The organism is Pseudomonas sp. LBUM1641 (genome assembly GCF_059716235.1).
Map to the genome: position 1 here is coordinate 6391833 of NZ_CP166815.1, position 20668 is coordinate 6412500.

14 protein-coding genes, 4 tRNA genes and 2 rRNA genes (1 of these 20 running past the window's edge) are annotated in these 20668 nt (G+C 54.9%); all 20 read right to left on the bottom strand.

Annotation, left to right across the window (positions count from 1 at the left end):
- Window positions 1–18: 18 nt before the first annotated feature.
- Window positions 19–2124, bottom strand: coding sequence for an elongation factor G (fusA, locus tag ACA046_RS29505; RefSeq protein ID WP_076016466.1), 2106 nt, complete (start codon window positions 2122–2124; stop codon window positions 19–21).
- Between the two features lie 30 nt (window positions 2125–2154).
- Window positions 2155–2625 carry a 30S ribosomal protein S7 gene (gene rpsG / locus ACA046_RS29510; protein ID WP_002555493.1) on the bottom strand — a complete coding sequence of 157 codons (471 nt, stop codon included), beginning with the start codon at window positions 2623–2625 and terminating at the stop codon, window positions 2155–2157.
- Between the two features lie 118 nt (window positions 2626–2743).
- The gene (rpsL, locus tag ACA046_RS29515; RefSeq protein ID WP_002555494.1) at window positions 2744–3115 is read right to left on the bottom strand and encodes a 30S ribosomal protein S12; all 372 of its coding nucleotides are present in this window, start codon (window positions 3113–3115) and stop codon (window positions 2744–2746) included.
- Between the two features lie 216 nt (window positions 3116–3331).
- Window positions 3332–7531, bottom strand: coding sequence for a DNA-directed RNA polymerase subunit beta' (rpoC, locus tag ACA046_RS29520; protein WP_076016467.1), 4200 nt, complete (start codon window positions 7529–7531; stop codon window positions 3332–3334).
- A gap of 64 nt (window positions 7532–7595) precedes the next feature.
- Window positions 7596–11669 (bottom strand): DNA-directed RNA polymerase subunit beta, encoded by a 4074-nt coding sequence (gene rpoB, locus ACA046_RS29525; RefSeq protein ID WP_177082988.1) that lies wholly within the window; start codon window positions 11667–11669, stop codon window positions 7596–7598.
- Window positions 11670–11889: 220 nt separating this feature from the next.
- Window positions 11890–12255 carry a 50S ribosomal protein L7/L12 gene (gene rplL / locus ACA046_RS29530; protein WP_064454358.1) on the bottom strand — a complete coding sequence of 122 codons (366 nt, stop codon included), beginning with the start codon at window positions 12253–12255 and terminating at the stop codon, window positions 11890–11892.
- A 78-nt stretch (window positions 12256–12333) separates the two neighbouring features.
- A complete protein-coding gene (rplJ, locus tag ACA046_RS29535) occupies window positions 12334–12834 on the bottom strand; it encodes a 50S ribosomal protein L10 (protein ID WP_015886139.1) in 501 nt (166 codons plus the stop codon).
- A gap of 198 nt (window positions 12835–13032) precedes the next feature.
- Complete coding sequence (gene rplA, locus ACA046_RS29540; RefSeq protein WP_003176434.1) at window positions 13033–13728, bottom strand: 50S ribosomal protein L1; 696 nt, start codon at window positions 13726–13728, stop codon at window positions 13033–13035.
- Entirely contained in the window at window positions 13728–14159 is a 432-nt protein-coding gene (gene rplK, locus ACA046_RS29545) for a 50S ribosomal protein L11 (RefSeq protein WP_003210097.1), read from the bottom strand. Before rplK ends, rplA begins: the two co-directional genes overlap by 1 nt.
- 117 nt (window positions 14160–14276) lie before the next feature.
- Complete coding sequence (gene nusG / locus ACA046_RS29550; protein WP_003176436.1) at window positions 14277–14810, bottom strand: transcription termination/antitermination protein NusG; 534 nt, start codon at window positions 14808–14810, stop codon at window positions 14277–14279.
- Between the two features lie 9 nt (window positions 14811–14819).
- Entirely contained in the window at window positions 14820–15188 is a 369-nt protein-coding gene (secE, locus tag ACA046_RS29555) for a preprotein translocase subunit SecE (RefSeq protein ID WP_076016471.1), read from the bottom strand.
- A gap of 45 nt (window positions 15189–15233) precedes the next feature.
- Window positions 15234–15309, bottom strand: a tRNA-Trp gene (locus tag ACA046_RS29560).
- Window positions 15310–15472: 163 nt separating this feature from the next.
- A tRNA-Thr gene (locus tag ACA046_RS29565) sits at window positions 15473–15548 on the bottom strand.
- Window positions 15549–15574: 26 nt separating this feature from the next.
- Window positions 15575–15648: transfer RNA gene (locus ACA046_RS29570), tRNA-Gly, on the bottom strand.
- A 23-nt stretch (window positions 15649–15671) separates the two neighbouring features.
- A tRNA-Tyr gene (locus tag ACA046_RS29575) sits at window positions 15672–15756 on the bottom strand.
- A 143-nt stretch (window positions 15757–15899) separates the two neighbouring features.
- Window positions 15900–16346: a hypothetical protein gene (locus tag ACA046_RS29580; protein WP_459024173.1), complete on the bottom strand. Its 447-nt coding sequence runs from the start codon at window positions 16344–16346 to the stop codon at window positions 15900–15902.
- Between the two features lie 7 nt (window positions 16347–16353).
- Window positions 16354–17103: a pantothenate kinase gene (locus ACA046_RS29585; protein WP_459024175.1), complete on the bottom strand. Its 750-nt coding sequence runs from the start codon at window positions 17101–17103 to the stop codon at window positions 16354–16356.
- Window positions 17093–18052 (bottom strand): bifunctional biotin--[acetyl-CoA-carboxylase] ligase/biotin operon repressor BirA, encoded by a 960-nt coding sequence (gene birA / locus ACA046_RS29590; RefSeq protein WP_459024177.1) that lies wholly within the window; start codon window positions 18050–18052, stop codon window positions 17093–17095. Before birA ends, ACA046_RS29585 begins: the two co-directional genes overlap by 11 nt.
- A 167-nt stretch (window positions 18053–18219) precedes the next feature.
- Window positions 18220–18335 (bottom strand): 5S ribosomal RNA (gene rrf / locus ACA046_RS29595).
- 173 nt (window positions 18336–18508) lie between these two features.
- Window positions 18509–20668, bottom strand: a 23S ribosomal RNA gene (locus ACA046_RS29600) (it continues 734 nt past the right edge of the window).

The window sequence follows — 20668 nt, forward strand, 5'->3', positions numbered from 1 at the left end:
CTTGCCTAAAGGACTGAATCAGCCTTGTTTTTTGGATACAGTTTCAGCGATGTGCGCCGGAGCTGTGTTGTATTTTTTGAATTCCATAGAGTAGCTTGCGCGACCCTGAGACATGGAACGAACGTCGGTCGCATAACCGAACATCTCGCCCAACGGAACCTCGGCACGAATCACTTTGCCGGAAACCGTATCTTCCATACCCAAGATCATGCCGCGACGACGGTTAAGGTCGCCCATCACGTCACCCATGTAGTCTTCAGGCGTAACGACTTCTACTGCCATGATTGGCTCAAGCAACTCACCACCGCCCTTCTGGGCCAGTTGCTTGGTAGCCATGGAAGCAGCCACCTTAAACGCCATCTCGTTGGAGTCGACGTCGTGGTAAGAACCGTCAAAAACGGTCGCCTTCAGGCCGATGAGCGGATAGCCGGCAACAACACCGTTCTTCATCTGCTCTTCGATACCCTTCTGGATAGCCGGGATGTATTCCTTAGGAACAACACCGCCCACTACTTCGTTCACGAATTGCAGACCTTCCTGACCTTCATCAGCAGGAGCAAAACGGATCCAGCAATGGCCGAACTGGCCACGACCGCCGGATTGACGAACGAATTTGCCTTCGATTTCACAGTTCTTCGTGATGCGCTCACGATAGGAAACCTGAGGCTTACCGATGTTGGCTTCGACGTTGAACTCACGGCGCATCCGGTCAACCAGGATGTCCAGGTGAAGCTCGCCCATGCCGGAGATGATCGTTTGACCAGTCTCTTCATCAGTCTTGACGCGGAAAGATGGATCTTCCTGAGCGAGTTTGCCCAGAGCGATACCCATTTTTTCCTGGTCATCCTTGGTCTTAGGCTCAACGGCGACCGAAATAACCGGCTCCGGGAAGTCCATGCGAACCAGGATGATTGGCTTGTCAGCGTTGCACAAGGTTTCACCAGTGGTGACGTCCTTCATGCCGATCAAGGCCGCGATGTCACCAGCGCGTACTTCCTTGATCTCTTCGCGGGCGTTTGCGTGCATTTGCACCATACGACCCACGCGCTCTTTCTTGCCTTTAACCGAGTTGATCACGCCGTCGCCGGAGTTCAACACGCCCGAGTAAACGCGGACGAAGGTCAAGGTACCCACGAATGGGTCAGTGGCAATTTTAAATGCCAGAGCGGAGAACGGTTCTGCGTCGTCTGCATGACGCTCCAGCTCGATAGTCTCGTCATCCGGGTCAGTACCCTTGATGGCAGGAATATCCACTGGGGCCGGCAGGTAGTCGATCACAGCATCGAGAACCAGGGGAACGCCCTTGTTCTTGAACGAGGAACCGCAAACAGCCAAGACGATCTCACCAGCGATAGTACGCTGACGCAGAGCGGCCTTGATTTCCGCGTTGGTGAGTTCTTCACCTTCGAGGTACTTGTTCATCAGTTCTTCGTTGGCTTCGGCCGCAGCTTCAACCATGTTGTTGCGCCACTCGTCAGCCAATTCCTGCAATTCAGCAGGGATAGGCTTGCGAACAGGAACCATACCTTTGTCAGCGTCGTTCCAGTAAACAGCTTCCATGGTCACCAGATCGATCTGGCCCTGGAAGTTGTCTTCGGAACCGATAGCCAACTGGATTGGTACCGGGGTGTGACCCAGACGCTGCTTGATCTGACCGATCACGCGCAGGAAGTTCGCACCAGCACGGTCCATCTTGTTTACGTAAACAAGACGTGGAACGCCGTATTTGTTGGCTTGACGCCATACGGTTTCCGACTGAGGCTCAACACCCGAGGTGCCGCAGAACACAACGACAGCGCCGTCGAGTACGCGCAGGGAACGTTCAACTTCAATGGTGAAGTCTACGTGGCCCGGGGTATCGATTACGTTGAAGCGGTGCTCATCTTTGTACTGCTTCTCGGAACCTTTCCAGAAGGCGGTAATAGCAGCAGAAGTAATGGTAATACCACGCTCCTGCTCCTGAACCATCCAGTCTGTGGTCGCGGCGCCGTCATGCACCTCGCCCATCTTGTGACTTTTGCCGGTGTAAAAAAGGACGCGCTCGGTGGTGGTGGTTTTACCAGCATCCACGTGAGCGACGATACCGATGTTACGGTAGCGACTAATCGGAGTAGTACGAGCCATAAAGCCCTCGCAAAATTAGTGAAGCTAGAATTAGAAGCGGTAGTGCGAGAAAGCTTTGTTGGCTTCAGCCATACGGTGCACGTCTTCACGCTTCTTAACAGCAGCACCTTTACCTTCAGCAGCGTCCAACAGTTCGCCAGCCAAACGCAGGGCCATAGACTTCTCGCCGCGCTTACGGGCGAAGTCTACCAACCAGCGCATTGCCAAAGCGTTACGACGGGACGGGCGAACTTCAACCGGAACCTGGTAAGTAGCACCGCCTACACGGCGCGACTTCACTTCGACCAGCGGAGCGATGGCGTCGAGAGCTTTCTCGAAGATTTCCAGGGGGTCGCTGTTCTTGCGTTCTTTAACCTTTTCCAGCGCGCCATAAACGATACGCTCGGCAACGGCTTTCTTGCCGCTTTCCATCACGTGGTTCATGAACTTGGCCAGAATTTGGCTTCCGTATTTTGGATCGTCAAGCACTTCGCGCTTGGCTGCTACGCGTCTTCTTGGCATGGATAAGCCCTCAAACGGTCTTCAGGTTCGCTCGGAATTAGTGCCCTTTCGGGACGCCTCCGACCTTACTCTTATCGACTCAGAAAATAAGATGATTCAGTTTTACAAAAAGCCGCTACTACTTAGGCTTCTTGGTACCGTACTTCGAACGACCCTGGTTACGACCTTTAACGCCGGAAGTATCCAAGGAGCCGCGTACGGTGTGGTAACGAACACCTGGCAAGTCTTTTACACGACCGCCGCGGATCAGTACCACGCTGTGCTCTTGCAGGTTGTGGCCTTCACCACCGATGTACGAGGAAACCTCGAAACCGTTGGTCAGACGCACACGGCATACTTTACGCAGTGCCGAGTTAGGTTTTTTCGGCGTAGTGGTATACACGCGAGTGCATACGCCACGACGTTGCGGGCAGTTCTGCAGCGCAGGCACGTCGGATTTCTCGACGATACGCTTACGCGGCTGACGTACCAGCTGGTTGATAGTTGCCATCTACTAGCTCCACTGTTGTCTTGCGACGCTATTGTCTTGCAAGAAAAGCAAAATGGCAGGAACGAATTCCCGCCAAATTTAGGGGTACAAGAGTCTAAAGAGGATCTTGCCCCCAGTCAAGGCAAGGCCCCGACCTCCCCCTCCATCGAACCGGGACAATTCTGTCTCGATCCGACGAACGGGGCTGCCAGGGCCCGGTCTTATTTACTGCAGAACTCAGTTACCGCTTGAGTTCAGCGCTTCGGTCAGTGCAGCTTCCACTTCACTGGCGCTTACGCGCAGCGGCTTGTCGAGTTCACGGCGGCGCTTACGCTCGCTGTGGTAGGCCAAGCCGGTACCGGCCGGGATCAGTCGACCCACAACCACGTTTTCTTTCAGGCCGCGCAGGTAGTCGCGCTTGCCGGTTACCGCTGCTTCGGTCAGTACACGAGTGGTCTCCTGGAAGGAGGCCGCCGAGATGAACGACTCAGTGGACAACGACGCCTTGGTAATACCCAGCAACACACGAGTGAACTTGGAAACGAATTTCTCGTCGCCAGCCAGACGCTCGTTCTCTACCAGTACGTGAGTCAGTTCCATCTGGTCGCCCTTGATGAAACTCGAATCGCCGGATTCAGCGATTTCAACTTTACGCAGCATCTGACGCAGGATGGTCTCGATGTGCTTATCGTTGATCTTCACGCCTTGCAGACGATAAACGTCTTGGATCTCGTTAACGATGTACTTGGCCAGCGCACTCACACCCAGCAGACGCAGGATGTCGTGTGGATCGCTCGGGCCGTCGGAGATAACTTCGCCGCGGTTTACCTGTTCGCCTTCGAAGACGTTCAGGTGACGCCACTTCGGAATCAGCTCTTCGTACGGATCGCTACCGTCGTTCGGGGTAATGACCAGACGGCGCTTGCCCTTGGTCTCTTTACCGAACGCGATGGTGCCGCTGACTTCAGCCAGAATCGACGCTTCTTTCGGACGACGAGCTTCGAACAAGTCGGCAACACGCGGCAGACCACCGGTGATGTCGCGGGTCTTCGAAGTTTCTTGCGGGATACGAGCGATAACATCACCGATCGCGATCTTCGCACCATCCGCAACACCGACCAAGGCGTTGGCTGGCAGGAAGTACTGAGCGATAACGTCAGTGCCTGGCAGCAACAGATCCTTGCCGTTGTCATCAACCATCTTCACAGCAGGACGGATATCTTTGCCTGCAGCTGGACGGTCTTTGGCGTCGAGTACTTCAATGTTGGTCATACCGGTCAATTCGTCAGTCTGACGCTTGATCGTGATGCCTTCTTCCATGCCCACGTAGGTCACGGTACCTTTCATTTCGGTAACGATTGGGTGAGTGTGCGGATCCCACTTGGCCACGATTGCGCCAGCGTCGACCTTGTCACCTTCTTTAACCGAAATCACAGCACCGTACGGCAGCTTGTAACGCTCGCGCTCACGACCGTAGTCATCAGCGATTGCCAGCTCACCGGAACGGGACACAGCAACCAGGTGGCCATCCACTCGCTCAACGTGCTTCAGGTTGTGCAGACGGACGGTACCGCCATTCTTCACCTGAACGCTATCAGCTGCGGAGGTCCGGCTTGCCGCACCACCGATGTGGAACGTACGCATGGTCAGCTGGGTACCCGGCTCACCGATGGACTGGGCAGCGATAACGCCGACCGCTTCACCGATGTTCACCTGGTGACCACGAGCCAAGTCACGGCCGTAGCACTTGGCGCAAATGCCGTAGCGGGTTTCGCAGCTGATCGGCGAGCGAACAATCACTTCGTCGATGCTGTTGAGTTCGATGAACTCGACCCACTTCTCATCTACCAGAGTGCCGGCAGGAACGATGATTTCCTCTGTACCTGGCTTGAATACGTCACGGGCGATTACTCGACCCAGTACGCGCTCACCCAACGGCTCTACAACGTCGCCGCCTTCAATGTGCGGAGTCATCAGCAGACCGTGTTCGGTACCGCAGTCAACTTCAGTCACAACCAAGTCTTGCGCAACGTCTACCAGACGGCGAGTCAGGTAACCGGAGTTAGCGGTTTTCAACGCGGTATCCGCCAGACCTTTACGAGCACCGTGAGTCGAGATGAAGTACTGAAGTACGCTCAAACCTTCACGGAAGTTCGCAGTAATCGGCGTTTCGATGATGGAACCGTCCGGCTTGGCCATCAGGCCACGCATACCGGCGAGCTGACGGATCTGCGCAGCAGAACCCCGTGCGCCCGAGTCGGCCATCATGTACATCGAGTTGAACGACTCTTGATCGACTTCTACGCCATGACGGTCGATAACGCGCTCTTTCGAGAGGTTCGACATCATCGCCTTCGACACTTCGTCGTTGGCCTTGGACCAAAGGTCGATCACTTTGTTGTACTTCTCGCCCTGGGTTACCAGGCCGGAGGCGTACTGGCTTTCGATCTCTTTCACTTCATCGGTAGCAGCACCGATGATGGCGGCTTTCTCGTCCGGGATAACGAAGTCGTTAACACCGATGGAAACGCCGGAAATGGTCGAATAAGCAAAACCGGTGTACATCAACTGGTCAGCGAAGATAACGGTCTCTTTCAAACCAACCACGCGGTAGCACTGGTTGATCAGCTTGGAGATCGCCTTTTTCTTCATTGGCTGGTTGACCACGTCGTACGACAGGCCAGGTGGAACAACCTGGAACAACAGCGCACGGCCGACAGTGGTGTCGACGATACGGGTGTTCTTGACGCTGCCACCGTCACGATCGTTGATGGTTTCGTGGATGCGGACTTTAACCTTGGCGTGCAGTGCGGCTTCGCCGGCACGGAACACACGGTCAACTTCCTGCAGATCCGCGAACACACGACCTTCGCCCTTGGCGTTGATCGCTTCACGAGTCATGTAGTACAGACCCAATACAACGTCCTGCGACGGAACGATGATTGGCTCACCGTTGGCTGGCGACAGAATGTTGTTGGTCGACATCATCAACGCACGCGCTTCCAACTGGGCTTCCAGCGTCAGCGGTACGTGCACGGCCATTTGGTCGCCGTCGAAGTCGGCGTTGTACGCAGCACAGACCAGAGGGTGCAGCTGGATAGCCTTACCTTCGATCAGTACGGGTTCAAACGCCTGGATACCCAGACGGTGAAGGGTCGGCGCACGGTTGAGGAGAACCGGGTGTTCACGGATCACTTCAGCAAGAACGTCCCAAACCTCTGGCAGTTCGCGCTCGACCATTTTCTTGGCGGCTTTGATGGTGGTCGCGAGACCACGCATTTCCAGCTTGCCGAAAATGAACGGTTTGAACAGCTCGAGAGCCATCTTCTTCGGCAGACCGCACTGGTGCAGACGCAGGGTTGGGCCTACGGTAATTACCGAACGACCGGAGTAGTCAACACGCTTACCGAGCAAGTTCTGACGGAAACGACCTTGCTTACCCTTGATCATGTCAGCCAAGGATTTCAGAGGACGCTTGTTCGAACCGGTGATAGCGCGGCCACGACGACCGTTGTCGAGCAAGGCATCGACAGCTTCTTGCAACATACGCTTTTCGTTGCGCACGATGATGTCCGGAGCGGACAGATCGAGCAGACGCTTCAAGCGGTTGTTACGGTTGATCACGCGACGGTACAGGTCGTTGAGGTCGGAAGTCGCGAAGCGACCGCCATCCAACGGTACCAGCGGACGCAGGTCTGGCGGCAGAACCGGCAGAACGGTCAGCACCATCCACTCTGGCAAGTTGCCGGAACCCTGGAAGGCTTCCATCAACTTCAGACGCTTGGACAGTTTCTTGATCTTGGTTTCGGAGTTGGTTTGCGGAATCTCTTCACGCAGACGGCCAATCTCGTGTTCCAGGTCGATAGCGTGCAGCAGTTCGCGGACAGCTTCGGCACCCATGCGGGCATCGAAATCGTCGCCGAACTCTTCCAGCGCTTCGAAGTACTGCTCGTCATTCAGCAGCTGACCTTTTTCAAGGGTGGTCATGCCTGGATCGATAACGACATAGCTCTCGAAGTAGAGAACGCGTTCGATATCACGCAGGGTCATGTCCATCAGCAAGCCGATACGGGACGGCAGCGATTTCAGGAACCAGATATGGGCAACCGGCGAAGCCAGTTCGATGTGCGCCATGCGCTCACGACGAACCTTGGCCAGTGCAACTTCAACGCCGCACTTCTCGCAGATCACACCACGGTGCTTCAAGCGCTTGTACTTACCGCACAGGCACTCGTAATCCTTTACCGGGCCAAAGATCTTGGCGCAGAACAGGCCGTCACGTTCTGGTTTGAACGTACGGTAGTTAATGGTTTCCGGCTTTTTAACTTCACCGAACGACCACGAACGGATCATCTCAGGCGATGCCAATCCAATACGGATGGCGTCGAACTCTTCGACTTGACCCTGGTTTTTCAGCAAATTCAGTAGGTCTTTCAAGGCCTTTCCTCCTGGCGGAGCAGAGAGCGGGCTAAACAGCCCCGCTCTCGATTCGCGTCACGTGTTATTCGGTTTCCAGATCGATATCGATGCCGAGGGAACGAATTTCTTTGATCAACACGTTGAAAGACTCGGGCATGCCCGGCTCCATACGGTGATCGCCGTCCACGATGTTTTTGTACATCTTGGTCCGACCGTTCACATCGTCCGACTTCACTGTGAGCATTTCTTGCAGAGTGTAAGCAGCACCGTATGCTTCCAGTGCCCAGACCTCCATCTCCCCGAAACGCTGACCACCGAACTGAGCCTTACCACCCAGCGGCTGCTGGGTAACCAGGCTGTACGAACCGGTAGAACGAGCGTGCATCTTGTCGTCTACCAAGTGGTTCAGCTTCAGCATGTACATGTAGCCAACAGTAACCGGGCGCTCAAACTTGTTGCCGGTACGGCCGTCGAACAGCTGCATCTGGCCGCTTTCTGGCAGGTCTGCCAGTTTCAGCATGGCCTTGATTTCGCTTTCCTTGGCACCGTCGAACACCGGAGTAGCCATTGGAACGCCACCACGCAGGTTCTTCGCCAGATCCAGGATTTCCTGGTCGGTGAAGGTGTCCAGCTCTTCGTTACGACCGCCGATCTCGTTGTAGATCTCGTGCAGGAACTTGCGCAGGTCAGCAACCTTGCGCTGCTCTTCGATCATACGGTTGATCTTCTCGCCCAGACCTTTGGCCGCGAGGCCCAGGTGGGTTTCAAGGATCTGACCAACGTTCATACGCGAAGGTACGCCCAACGGGTTGAGGACGACGTCGACCGGGGTGCCATTGGCATCGTGCGGCATGTCTTCAACCGGCATGATCACAGAGACCACACCTTTGTTACCGTGACGACCGGCCATCTTGTCGCCCGGCTGGATGCGGCGACGGATTGCCAGGTAAACCTTGACGATTTTCAGCACGCCTGGAGCCAGGTCATCGCCCTGCTGCAGTTTGCGCTTCTTGTCTTCGAACTTGTCGTCCAGCAGACGGCGGCGATCAACGATGTAGGCCTGAGCCTTCTCGAGCTGCTCGTTCAGAGCATCTTCAGCCATGCGCAGCTTGAACCACTGGCCGTGCTCAAGACCGTCGAGTACTTCGTCGGTGATGTCCTGACCTTTCTTCAGACCTGCGCCGCCTTCAGCCTTGTGGCCTACCAGGGCGGAACGCAGACGTTCGAAAGTCGCGCCTTCAACGATACGGAACTCTTCGTTCAGGTCCTTGCGGATCTCGTCGAGTTGGGTCTTCTCGATGGACAGTGCACGAGCATCACGCTCAACGCCGTCACGGGTGAAGACCTGTACGTCGATGACAGTGCCCTTGGTACCGGTAGGTACGCGCAGGGAAGTGTCTTTAACGTCGCTGGCTTTTTCACCGAAGATGGCACGCAACAGCTTCTCTTCCGGAGTCAGTTGGGTCTCGCCTTTCGGAGTGACCTTACCCACCAGGATGTCGCCTGCGCCAACTTCGGCACCTACGTAAACGATACCGGCTTCGTCCAGCTTGTTCAGTGCAGCTTCACCCACGTTCGGGATGTCTGCAGTGATTTCCTCTGGCCCAAGCTTGGTGTCACGTGCCACACAGGTCAGTTCCTGAATGTGGATCGTGGTGAAGCGATCTTCCTGAACCACACGCTCGGACAGGCAGATGGAGTCTTCGAAGTTGTAACCGTTCCAGGCCATGAACGCGATGCGCATGTTCTGACCCAGTGCCAGCTCACCCATATCGGTGGACGGACCGTCTGCCATGATGTCGCTGCGCTGAACCCGATCACCCTTGCTTACCAGCGGACGCTGGTTGATGCAGGTGTTCTGGTTGGAGCGGGTGTATTTGGTCAGGTTGTAGATGTCGACACCGGCTTCGCCAGTTTCAACTTCGTCATCGGCAACACGAACCACGATACGACTGGCATCAACGGAGTCGATCACGCCGCCACGACGAGCTACGACGCATACGCCGGAGTCACGGGCTACGTTACGCTCCATGCCGGTACCTACCAGCGGCTTGTCAGCACGCAGGGTGGGTACAGCTTGACGCTGCATGTTGGAACCCATCAACGCACGGTTGGCGTCATCGTGTTCCAGGAACGGGATCAGCGACGCTGCAACCGAAACTACCTGCTTCGGCGATACGTCCATCAAGGTGACGTCTTCCGGCGCCTTGACGGTGAACTCGTTCAAGTGACGAACAGCTACCAGCTCGTCGATCAGCATTTTCTTGTCGTTCATCGTGGCCGAAGCCTGAGCGATCACGTGATCAGCTTCTTCGATGGCGGACAGGAACACGATCTCGTCGGTGACCAGTGCGTCTTTCACCACACGGTACGGGCTCTCAAGGAAGCCGTACTGGTTGGTGCGCGCATAAGCAGCCAGGGAGTTGATCAGGCCGATGTTCGGACCTTCCGGCGTTTCAATCGGGCATACACGACCATAGTGAGTCGGGTGTACGTCACGAACTTCAAAGCCTGCACGTTCACGAGTCAGACCGCCCGGGCCCAGTGCGGAAACACGGCGCTTGTGGGTGATCTCGGAGAGCGGGTTGTTCTGGTCCATGAACTGCGAGAGCTGGCTGGAACCGAAGAACTCTTTCACCGCCGCAGCCACTGGCTTGGCGTTGATCAGGTCTTGCGGCATCAGGCCTTCGCTTTCTGCCATCGACAGACGCTCTTTGACCGCACGCTCAACACGTACCAGGCCAACGCGGAACTGGTTCTCAGCCATTTCGCCTACGCAGCGAACACGACGGTTACCCAGGTGGTCGATGTCATCGACGATGCCTTTACCGTTACGGATGTCGACCAGGGTCTTCAGTACCGCGACGATGTCTTCCTTGCACAACACGCCCGAACCTTCGATCTCGGTACGACCGATACGACGGTTGAACTTCATCCGGCCGACCGCAGACAGGTCATAGCGCTCAGGGCTGAAGAACAGGTTGTTGAACAGGGTCTCGGCAGCGTCTTTGGTTGGTGGCTCGCCAGGACGCATCATGCGATAGATCTCGACCAGCGCTTCCAATTGGTTGCTGGTGGAGTCGATCTTCAGAGTGTCAGAGACGAACGGACCGCAGTCGATGTCGTTGGTGTACAGGGTCTCGATGCGAACAACCTGAGACTTGGCGATCTTGCCCAGGATCTCGGTGTTCAGCTCGGTGTTGCATTCAGCCAGGATTTCGCCGGTGGCCGGGTGCACGATGACCTTGGCGGTGGTGCGACCCAGGACGTAGTCCAGAGGCACTTCCAGCGTCTTGATACCGGCTTTTTCGATCTGGTTGATGTGGCGCGCGGTAATACGGCGGCCGGCTTCAACGATGACCTTGCCTTTTTCGTCCTGGATGTCCAGAACGGCAATCTCACCACGCAGGCGCTGAGGCACCAGTTCCAGGCTGAGGGTTTCGCCGCTCAGGTGGAATACGTTAGTGGTATAGAAGGCATCCAGCACTTGCTCAGTGGTATAGCCGAGCGCGCGCAGCAGTACCGAGGCCGGCAGCTTGCGACGACGGTCGATACGCACGAACACGCAGTCTTTCGGGTCGAACTCGAAGTCCAACCACGAACCACGGTACGGAATGATCCGCGCGGAGTACAGGAGCTTGCCGGAGCTGTGCGTCTTGCCGCGGTCGTGGTCGAAGAACACGCCCGGGGAACGGTGCAGCTGGGAAACGATAACGCGCTCGGTACCGTTGATAACGAAGGTACCATTCTCAGTCATCAGGGGGATTTCACCCATGTAGACTTCTTGCTCTTTGATGTCCTTGATCGCTTTGTTCGACGACTCTTTGTCGAAGATGATCAGACGGACTTTTACCCGCAAAGGTACGGCGTACGTAACACCGCGCAACACGCATTCTTTGACATCAAATGCCGGTTCGCCCAGGCGATAACCGACGTACTCCAGCGCAGCATTGCCGGAGTAGCTGATGATCGGGAAAACGGATTTGAAGGCCGCATGCAGGCCCACGTCGCGGAACTGATCTTTGGTCGCTCCCGCCTGCAAGAATTCACGATACGAATCCAGCTGGATAGCCAGAAGGTACGGGACATCCATGACGTCCGGCAACTTGCTAAAGTCCTTGCGGATACGTTTTTTCTCAGTATATGAGTAAGCCATCAGCGTTCCCCAGCTTGGTCACCTGCTTGTTTGGCCCCTCCCGACGGGAGCAGCCAGAAAATCTTGCAAACCCCATGGTTTGCGCCACCGCATCGGGTGGTTACAGCGCGTTAGAGGCGACGACCGAGTCGATTGCCAATAACGGAAAAAGGCCGGTGGCAAGAGCCACCAGCCATCAGCCTTCAGCTTAACGCTTGGGCTGGAGACGCAAGGTCGATGCTTACTTCAGCTCGACTTTAGCGCCTGCTTCTTCCAGCACTGCTTTAGCTTTGTCAGCTGCGTCTTTCGACACTGCTTCCAGAACCTGGGCAGGGGCGCCGTCAACTACTGCCTTGGCTTCTTTCAGGCCCAGACCGGTCAGTTCACGTACTGCCTTGATCACGTTTACTTTCTTCTCGCCAGCTTCCAGCAGCATGACGTTGAATTCGGTTTGCTCTTCAGCAACAACTGCAGCAGCAGCTGGGCCAGCGGAAGCAGCGGCAGCGGAAACACCGAATTTTTCTTCGAAAGCTTTGATCAGCTCAACAACCTGCAGAACCGACATTTCAGCTACGGCGTTGAGGATATCGTCTTGGGAGATAGACATTGCTGTAATTCCTGAATTGGGGGACGGCCTACGCGGCCATCGAAATAAACAAAAATACGCGAGAGGAGTTGCTCAGCCTTAGGCCGCGGCAGCTTCTTTTTGCTCGCGAACTGCGGCCAGAGTACGAGCCAACTTGCTGGTAGCGCCTTGAATCACGCTCATCAGCTGAGAAATAGCTTCGTTACGGGTCGGCAGTGTTGCCAGTACGTCGATTTGGTTAGCTGCGAGGAACTTGCCCTCGAACGCAGCTGCCTTGATCTCGAACTTGTCCTGACCCTTGGCGAATTCCTTGAACAAACGGGCAGCAGCGCCTGGATGATCTGTGGAGAACGCAATCAGGGTCGGGCCGGTGAACACGTCGTTGAGGACACTGTATTCAGTGTCAGCAACAGCGCGCTTGAGCAGGGTGTTACGTACAACACGTACGTATACGCCAGCTTCACGAGCCTCTTTACGGAGTCCGGTCATAGCGCTTACTGTCACACCACGGGCATCAGCCACGACAGCGGACAGAGCAGCTTTGGCAGCCTCGTTGACTTCAGCGACGATGGCCTTCTTGTCTTCGAGATTAATTGCCACGGGTTTAACTCCTGCTTGTTACCGTTTCATCTGGCCTAGGCCGGATGTCGTTTTGGTGTCTGATTCGGTAAGGAACCGGGAGCACCATCTGCGTAGGCTTGTGGTTTAAGACTTGCGTCGCCTACGGTCTTGGATAGCCCCCGCCAGGCAGGGACCCCAATCTTTCAATTGGCGCAATTACTTGCGCCAATTTGTGTCTTATACGTCCAGCGAGCCTTGGTCGATGACCAGACCTGGGCCCATAGTGGTGCTCAGGGTAACGCGCTTGACGTAGATACCTTTCGAGGAAGCTGGTTTGATACGCTTCAGATCAGCGATCAGGGCTTCAACGTTTTCCTTCAGCTTGACGGCATCAAAGCCGACTTTGCCAACGGAGGTGTGAATGATGCCGTTTTTGTCGGTGCGATAACGAACCTGACCAGCCTTGGCGTTTTTAACCGCGGTAGCTACGTCTGGAGTTACGGTGCCGACTTTAGGGTTAGGCATCAGACCACGTGGACCGAGGATCTGACCCAACTGACCTACAACGCGCATTGCATCCGGGGAAGCAATTACGACGTCATAGTTCAGGTCGCCGCCTTTCATTTCGGCAGCCAGGTCGTCCATGCCAACGCGATCGGCGCCGGCGGCCAGAGCAGCTTCAGCTGCTGGGCCTTGGGTGAAGACAGCAACACGTACAGTCTTGCCAGTACCGTGTGGCAGCACAGTAGCGCTACGAACGACCTGGTCAGATTTACGTGGGTCAACGCCCAGGTTTACAGCAACGTCAACAGACTCGCTGAACTTGACAGTCGACAGCTCGGTCAGCAGAGCAGCAGCGTCTACAAAGTTGTAGGACTTGCCCGCTTCGATTTTGCCGGCGATAGCCTTTTGGCGCTTGGTCAGCTTAGCCATTACACACCCTCCACGTTAAGGCCCATGCTACGAGCAGAACCGGCGATGGTACGCACGGCTGCATCCATATCAGCTGCAGTCAGATCCGCGTTTTTGGTTTTCGCGATTTCTTCCAGCTGAGCACGGGTCACGGTGCCAACCTTAACGGTGTTAGGACGAGCGGAACCGCTAGTCAGACCAGCAGCCTTCTTCAACAGAACCGAAGCCGGGGTCGACTTGGTTTCGAAGGTGAAGCTACGGTCGCTGTATACAGTGATGATCACTGGAGTCGGCAGACCTGGCTCAATACCCTGAGTACGGGCGTTGAAGGCCTTGCAGAATTCCATGATGTTCACGCCGTGCTGACCCAAAGCTGGACCAACAGGTGGACTTGGGTTGGCCTGAGCGGCCTTCACTTGCAGCTTGATGTAAGCGGTAATCTTCTTGGCCATGAGGCACTCCAATTACGGGTTCGAACGCCTCGAAAGGCTCCCCGGTTACTTGCGCGTTTATCCCAGTGACGACAAAACCCCACAGCCTAAGGCTGCGGGGTTGGGATGCTTGCTCAGCTAGACTTTTTCGACCTGGCTGAACTCTAGCTCTACCGGAGTAGAGCGACCGAAAATGAGCACTGCCACTTGGATCCGGCTCTTTTCGTAGTTAACTTCTTCGACAGTACCGTTAAAATCTGCAAACGGACCATCTGTGACACGAACAACCTCACCCGGCTCGAACAACGTCTTCGGCTTGGGCTTGTCGCTACCATCAGCAACACGACGCAGAATTGCTTCCGCCTCTTTGTCGGTGATCGGAGCAGGCTTATCAGCAGTACCGCCGATGAAACCCATGACGCGAGGAGTGTCCTTGACCAAGTGCCAAGTACCCTCATTCATGTCCATTTGAACCAGCACGTAGCCAGGGAAGAACTTGCGCTCGCTTTTGCGTTTCTGGCCATTACGCATTTCAACCACTTCTTCAGTGGGAACCAGAATTTCGCCGAAGCCATCTTCCATGCCTGCAAGCTTTACGCGCTCTAGCAAAGAGCGCATGACATGCTTCTCGTAACCCGAGTAAGCATGCACAACGTACCAACGCTTAGCCACGGGACACCCTTAGCCAACAATCAAGGAAACAAGCCAGCCGAGCAGGGAATCAAGCCCCCACAACAGCAACGCCATAACCAGAACAACAGCTACCACAATCAACGTGGTCTGCGTGGTTTCTTGGCGAGTCGGCCAAACGACTTTACGGATCTCGGTACGAGCTTCCTTTACCAGGACCGCAAACGACTTGCCTTTTGCAGTCTGCAGGCCAACAAAGGCAGCGACAGCAGCAAGGGCGAGCAATGCGAGGACACGGTACAGGATCGGCGACGCAGAGTAGTACTGGTTGCCAACAACGCCTACCACCACAACAGCGACTACTACAAGCCACTTGAGCAGATCGAAGCGAGAGCCTTGAGCTTCAGCCTTAGGAGTCATCTATGAAGATCCTGTGAAAAGAAAGCCAGACACACCAAGTGAATCTGGCAGGTCAGGAGGGAATCGAACCCCCAACCTACGGTTTTGGAGACCGTCGCTCTGCCAATTGAGCTACTGACCTAAAACAAAATCAGGCCGACAATTATGCCGATCTGAAAAAGACTTTACAACAACAAACCCCTGCGAACCTGGAACCTACCCAAACAAAATCACGAGAGAGCGCAGAATCAATCAGAGGTAGCTGTTAAAACAAAGGCAGATATTTTCATATCTGCCTTGTTATATGGAGCTCTTGAGCGGATTTGAACCGCTGACCTCACCCTTACCAAGGGTGTGCTCTACCAACTGAGCTACAAGAGCGAAACAACTTGCACAACCTGCAAACTTGGAGCGGGTAGCGGGAATCGAACCCGCATCATCAGCTTGGAAGGCTGAGGTTCTACCACTAAACTATACCCGCGGAGCTTGCAGCTCACGCTAAAATGGTGGAGGGGGAAGGATTCGAACCTTCGAAGTCGTAGACGTCAGATTTACAGTCTGATCCCTTTGGCCGCTCGGGAACCCCTCCTAAGCGAGCCGGCATTCTACATCATGCCAGCCTTCTGTCAACCACTTTCTCATTAAAAAATATGAGGTTAGCTGCGTTGACCTTCGCTTCACCTTGTCGACCCAAGAGGTCTTCACTGCGAAGCGGGCGCCATTCTATGCAAACTATTCGAAGGTTGCAATGCCTTCGCACGGCATTATTTTATGTTTTAACTCATTGAATTCATTAGCAAGGTTTTCAAAGGGCAGATCATCGGCCAAGCGCCTGCTTTCAGGGGCTACTCGCAGCCAGTACCCCGGAGCATCAGGCAAGTTCAGAGATTGCAGTTTGACCTTGATATCCAGGCTTGTGAGGCGCTGCTCGACGGACTGAGCCTCTTTCAGATCGGCCAGGCCGCCGATGTACAGGCATGCAGGCTGCGCTTCAGGCGCTTTTACCCTGTCTCGCCGCACCATCGCATCGGCTGACTCGCTTAACAACCGGATATCTTGCTGAGAGCCACGATAGAGCGCCAAAGGCGTGACATCTTTAGCCCGTAGAGGCGCTTCCTGCTGATGCCAGATGTAATAGAAGACATTGAGGACCAGCAAAAGCAGAAACAGCCAACGCATAAAAACCTCAGGACAAAGGGCACGCCATCGCCAAGCCAACAAAAACCAGATCAGGAACAAGCCTCCCGTGAGGCACGGCGTCAGCCAGCAATTCAGCATCACCACCGGTAAGAAAGACGGTGAAATCGGCGCCCCAATAGCTTCGAGCCAATTCCAACTGCGTCAGCACAAAACCTCTCAGCATGAGCGTACAGCCGCGCTCTACTGCCTCTACGGTTGTACGCCCAGGAGACAAGGCCTCAAGGGCGCGCTCAGCGGCAATATCGTCGTAGCGTATTTTGCGGGTATGCGTTCGCAACTGGTTACGCATCAGCGGCATACCGGGACAAATAAAGCCTCCGAGATGCTCACCGTCCGCAGCAATGAAGTCAGCTGTTGCCGCGGTGCCAAAATCGAGCACCAGGCACGCGCCCGAGGCCAACTGAAAACCACCCAGCATGGCGAGCCAGCGGTCCAACCCAAGGCGTTCGAAGTCTTCGTATCCGTTCCGGACCCCGCCCATCTGCCTTGCCGAAGCAGCACAGAGGACTTTCACGCCAAACGCCTCCACCAAGGTAGACACCAACTGATTCGTCTCATCCAGGGCGCGGACACTCACCAGCCGACAGTCCCTTAGCGCGAGCCCCGTGAGAGCGAGCAGACTGTCGATCAACGAGGCATCTGAACCAACGACGCCCTCTGCAAAGATCCGAGCCTTATCCGACTCAAGCACACGCCATTTGATAAAGCTATTCCCACAGTCGAGCTCAAGAATCATCACGCAACCTCAGGCTTAGCTCACCGCCGCTATATACTTTTTCGACACCGTCCACGCTCAACCGTAACGCACCTTGCCCGTCGATTCCCAATACCACTCCATCAATCTGATTAACACCCGCGATGAGCGAGACCGGCCGACCTTGCCATAAATGGTTCTGCTCCCACTCACCCTGGATCGCGGAAAAGCCGGACGCCTGGTGGCGATCAAGATAAGCCTGCAGTTGCACGCCAAGACGCGCTACCAGGTAGTTACGATCGACAGCACTGCCCGCCTCCAACTGCATGGAGGTCCATTGCTGATCGACCTCATCCGCTTTCTGCATATTCACATTGATGCCGATACCGAGGACGACATGACAAACGTCGGCGGGATCCCCGATCAGCTCCAGGAGAATCCCGGCGATCTTTTTCTGCCCCACCAAAACGTCATTTGGCCACTTCAATCCAGCATTGCGAACACCCGCATCCCGCAGCGCCTGCATAACTGCCAGCCCGACTACAAGGCTTAGACCCTCCAACTGACGCATGCCGCCATCGATCCGCAACACGAGGCTGTAATACACGTTTTGAGCGAAAGGACTGACCCACTTTCGCCCTCGCCGCCCCCTGCCGGCAGTTTGCTGCTCTGAAAGGACGAGAAACGGCGCAGTGCGACCGGCCTCGATAAGACGCAACGCTTCAGCATTGGTAGAGTCAATGGAGTCTGATATATGAACAGGCCATGCGGGAACCGGCACATGCCGAGCAATTTCATCAGCACTCAACAAAACCAGGGGCGTCGCCAATTGATATCCCCTACCGCGAACTTTATGGATAGGTAGATTCAATTCCGCCTCGAGATGCTGAAGCTGCTTCCATACAGCGCTGCGACTGACACCCAAGGCAGCACCAAGCGCCTCCCCGGAGTGGAATCGACCATCTTTTAGAAGTTTCAACAACGTCAGCATGCAAGTCCCGCCTCACAATGAGGCACGCATGATAGCCATGCATAGGCCCATTGCATAGAAATGGCCGGACTTTAGCATTGATGATGCCTGAAGGCGCTCGTCATACTTTCCGACCGCCCAAAACAAAACCCCTGATTGCGTTAGCAATCAGGGGTTTCGGAATTTAATCTTGACGATGACCTACTCTCACATGGGGAAACCCCACACTACCATCGGCGATGCATCGTTTCACTGCTGAGTTCGGGATGGGATCAGGTGGTTCCAATGCTCTATGGTCGTCAAGAAATTCGGGTACTGAGTCGTGACCGGTTGGTCTCGCTTCAGCAAATTGGGTATGTGATAGCTTTGGTGTTTTGTGAGCATCTCGAACTTTCGGTTCGTTTCGTCTTCACACACCGCAATCTGATGCTTCTACTTGTTTCCAAGTCAGGAGTAGTCAAATTGCTTGGGTGTTATATGGTCAAGCCTCACGGGCAATTAGTATTGGTTAGCTCAACGCCTCACAGCGCTTACACACCCAACCTATCAACGTCGTAGTCTTCGACGGCCCTTCAGGGAACTCAAGGTTCCAGTGAGATCTCATCTTGAGGCTAGTTTCCCGCTTAGATGCTTTCAGCGGTTATCTATTCCGAACATAGCTACCCGGCAATGCCACTGGCGTGACAACCGGAACACCAGAGGTTCGTCCACTCCGGTCCTCTCGTACTAGGAGCAGCCCCTCTCAAATCTCAAACGTCCACGGCAGATAGGGACCGAACTGTCTCACGACGTTCTAAACCCAGCTCGCGTACCACTTTAAATGGCGAACAGCCATACCCTTGGGACCGGCTTCAGCCCCAGGATGTGATGAGCCGACATCGAGGTGCCAAACACCGCCGTCGATATGAACTCTTGGGCGGTATCAGCCTGTTATCCCCGGAGTACCTTTTATCCGTTGAGCGATGGCCCTTCCATACAGAACCACCGGATCACTAAGACCTACTTTCGTACCTGCTCGACGTGTCTGTCTCGCAGTCAAGCGCGCTTTTGCCTTTATACTCTACGACCGATTTCCGACCGGTCTGAGCGCACCTTCGTACTCCTCCGTTACTCTTTAGGAGGAGACCGCCCCAGTCAAACTACCCACCATACACTGTCCTCGATCCGGATAACGGACCTGAGTTAGAACCTCAAAGTTGCCAGGGTGGTATTTCAAGGTTGGCTCCACGCGAACTGGCGTCCACGCTTCAAAGCCTCCCACCTATCCTACACAAGCAAATTCAAAGTCCAGTGCAAAGCTATAGTAAAGGTTCACGGGGTCTTTCCGTCTAGCCGCGGATACACTGCATCTTCACAGCGATTTCAATTTCACTGAGTCTCGGGTGGAGACAGCGCCGCCATCGTTACGCCATTCGTGCAGGTCGGAACTTACCCGACAAGGAATTTCGCTACCTTAGGACCGTTATAGTTACGGCCGCCGTTTACCGGGGCTTCGATCAAGAGCTTCGCGTTAGCTAACCCCATCAATTAACCTTCCGGCACCGGGCAGGCGTCACACCCTATACGTCCACTTTCGTGTTTGCAGAGTGCTGTGTTTTTAATAAACAGTCGCAGCGGCCTGGTATCTTCGACCGGCATGAGCTTACGGAGCAAGTCCTTCACCCTCACCGGCGCACCTTCTCCCGAAGTTACGGTGCCATTTTGCCTAGTTCCTTCACCCGAGTTCTCTCAAGCGCCTTGGTATTCTCTACCCAACCACCTGTGTCGGTTTGGGGTACGGTTCCTGGTTACCTGAAGCTTAGAAGCTTTTCTTGGAAGCATGGCATCAACCACTTCGTGTTCTAAAAGAACACTCGTCATCAGCTCTCGGCCTTAGAATCCCGGATTTACCTAAGATTCCAGCCTACCACCTTAAACTTGGACAACCAACGCCAAGCTGGCCTAGCCTTCTCCGTCCCTCCATCGCAATAACCAGAAGTACAGGAATATTAACCTGTTTTCCATCGACTACGCTTTTCAGCCTCGCCTTAGGGACCGACTAACCCTGCGTCGATTAACGTTGCGCAGGAAACCTTGGTCTTTCGGCGTGGGTGTTTTTCACACCCATTATCGTTACTCATGTCAGCATTCGCACTTCTGATACCTCCAGCAAGCTTCTCAACTCACCTTCACAGGCTTACAGAACGCTCCTCTACCGCATCACCCGAAGGTGATACCCGTAGCTTCGGTGTATGGTTTGAGCCCCGTTACATCTTCCGCGCAGGCCGACTCGACTAGTGAGCTATTACGCTTTCTTTAAAGGGTGGCTGCTTCTAAGCCAACCTCCTAGCTGTCTAAGCCTTCCCACATCGTTTCCCACTTAACCATAACTTTGGGACCTTAGCTGACGGTCTGGGTTGTTTCCCTTTTCACGACGGACGTTAGCACCCGCCGTGTGTCTCCCATGCTCGGCACTTGTAGGTATTCGGAGTTTGCATCGGTTTGGTAAGTCGGGATGACCCCCTAGCCGAAACAGTGCTCTACCCCCTACAGTGATACATGAGGCGCTACCTAAATAGCTTTCGAGGAGAACCAGCTATCTCCGAGCTTGATTAGCCTTTCACTCCGATCCACAGGTCATCCGCTAACTTTTCAACG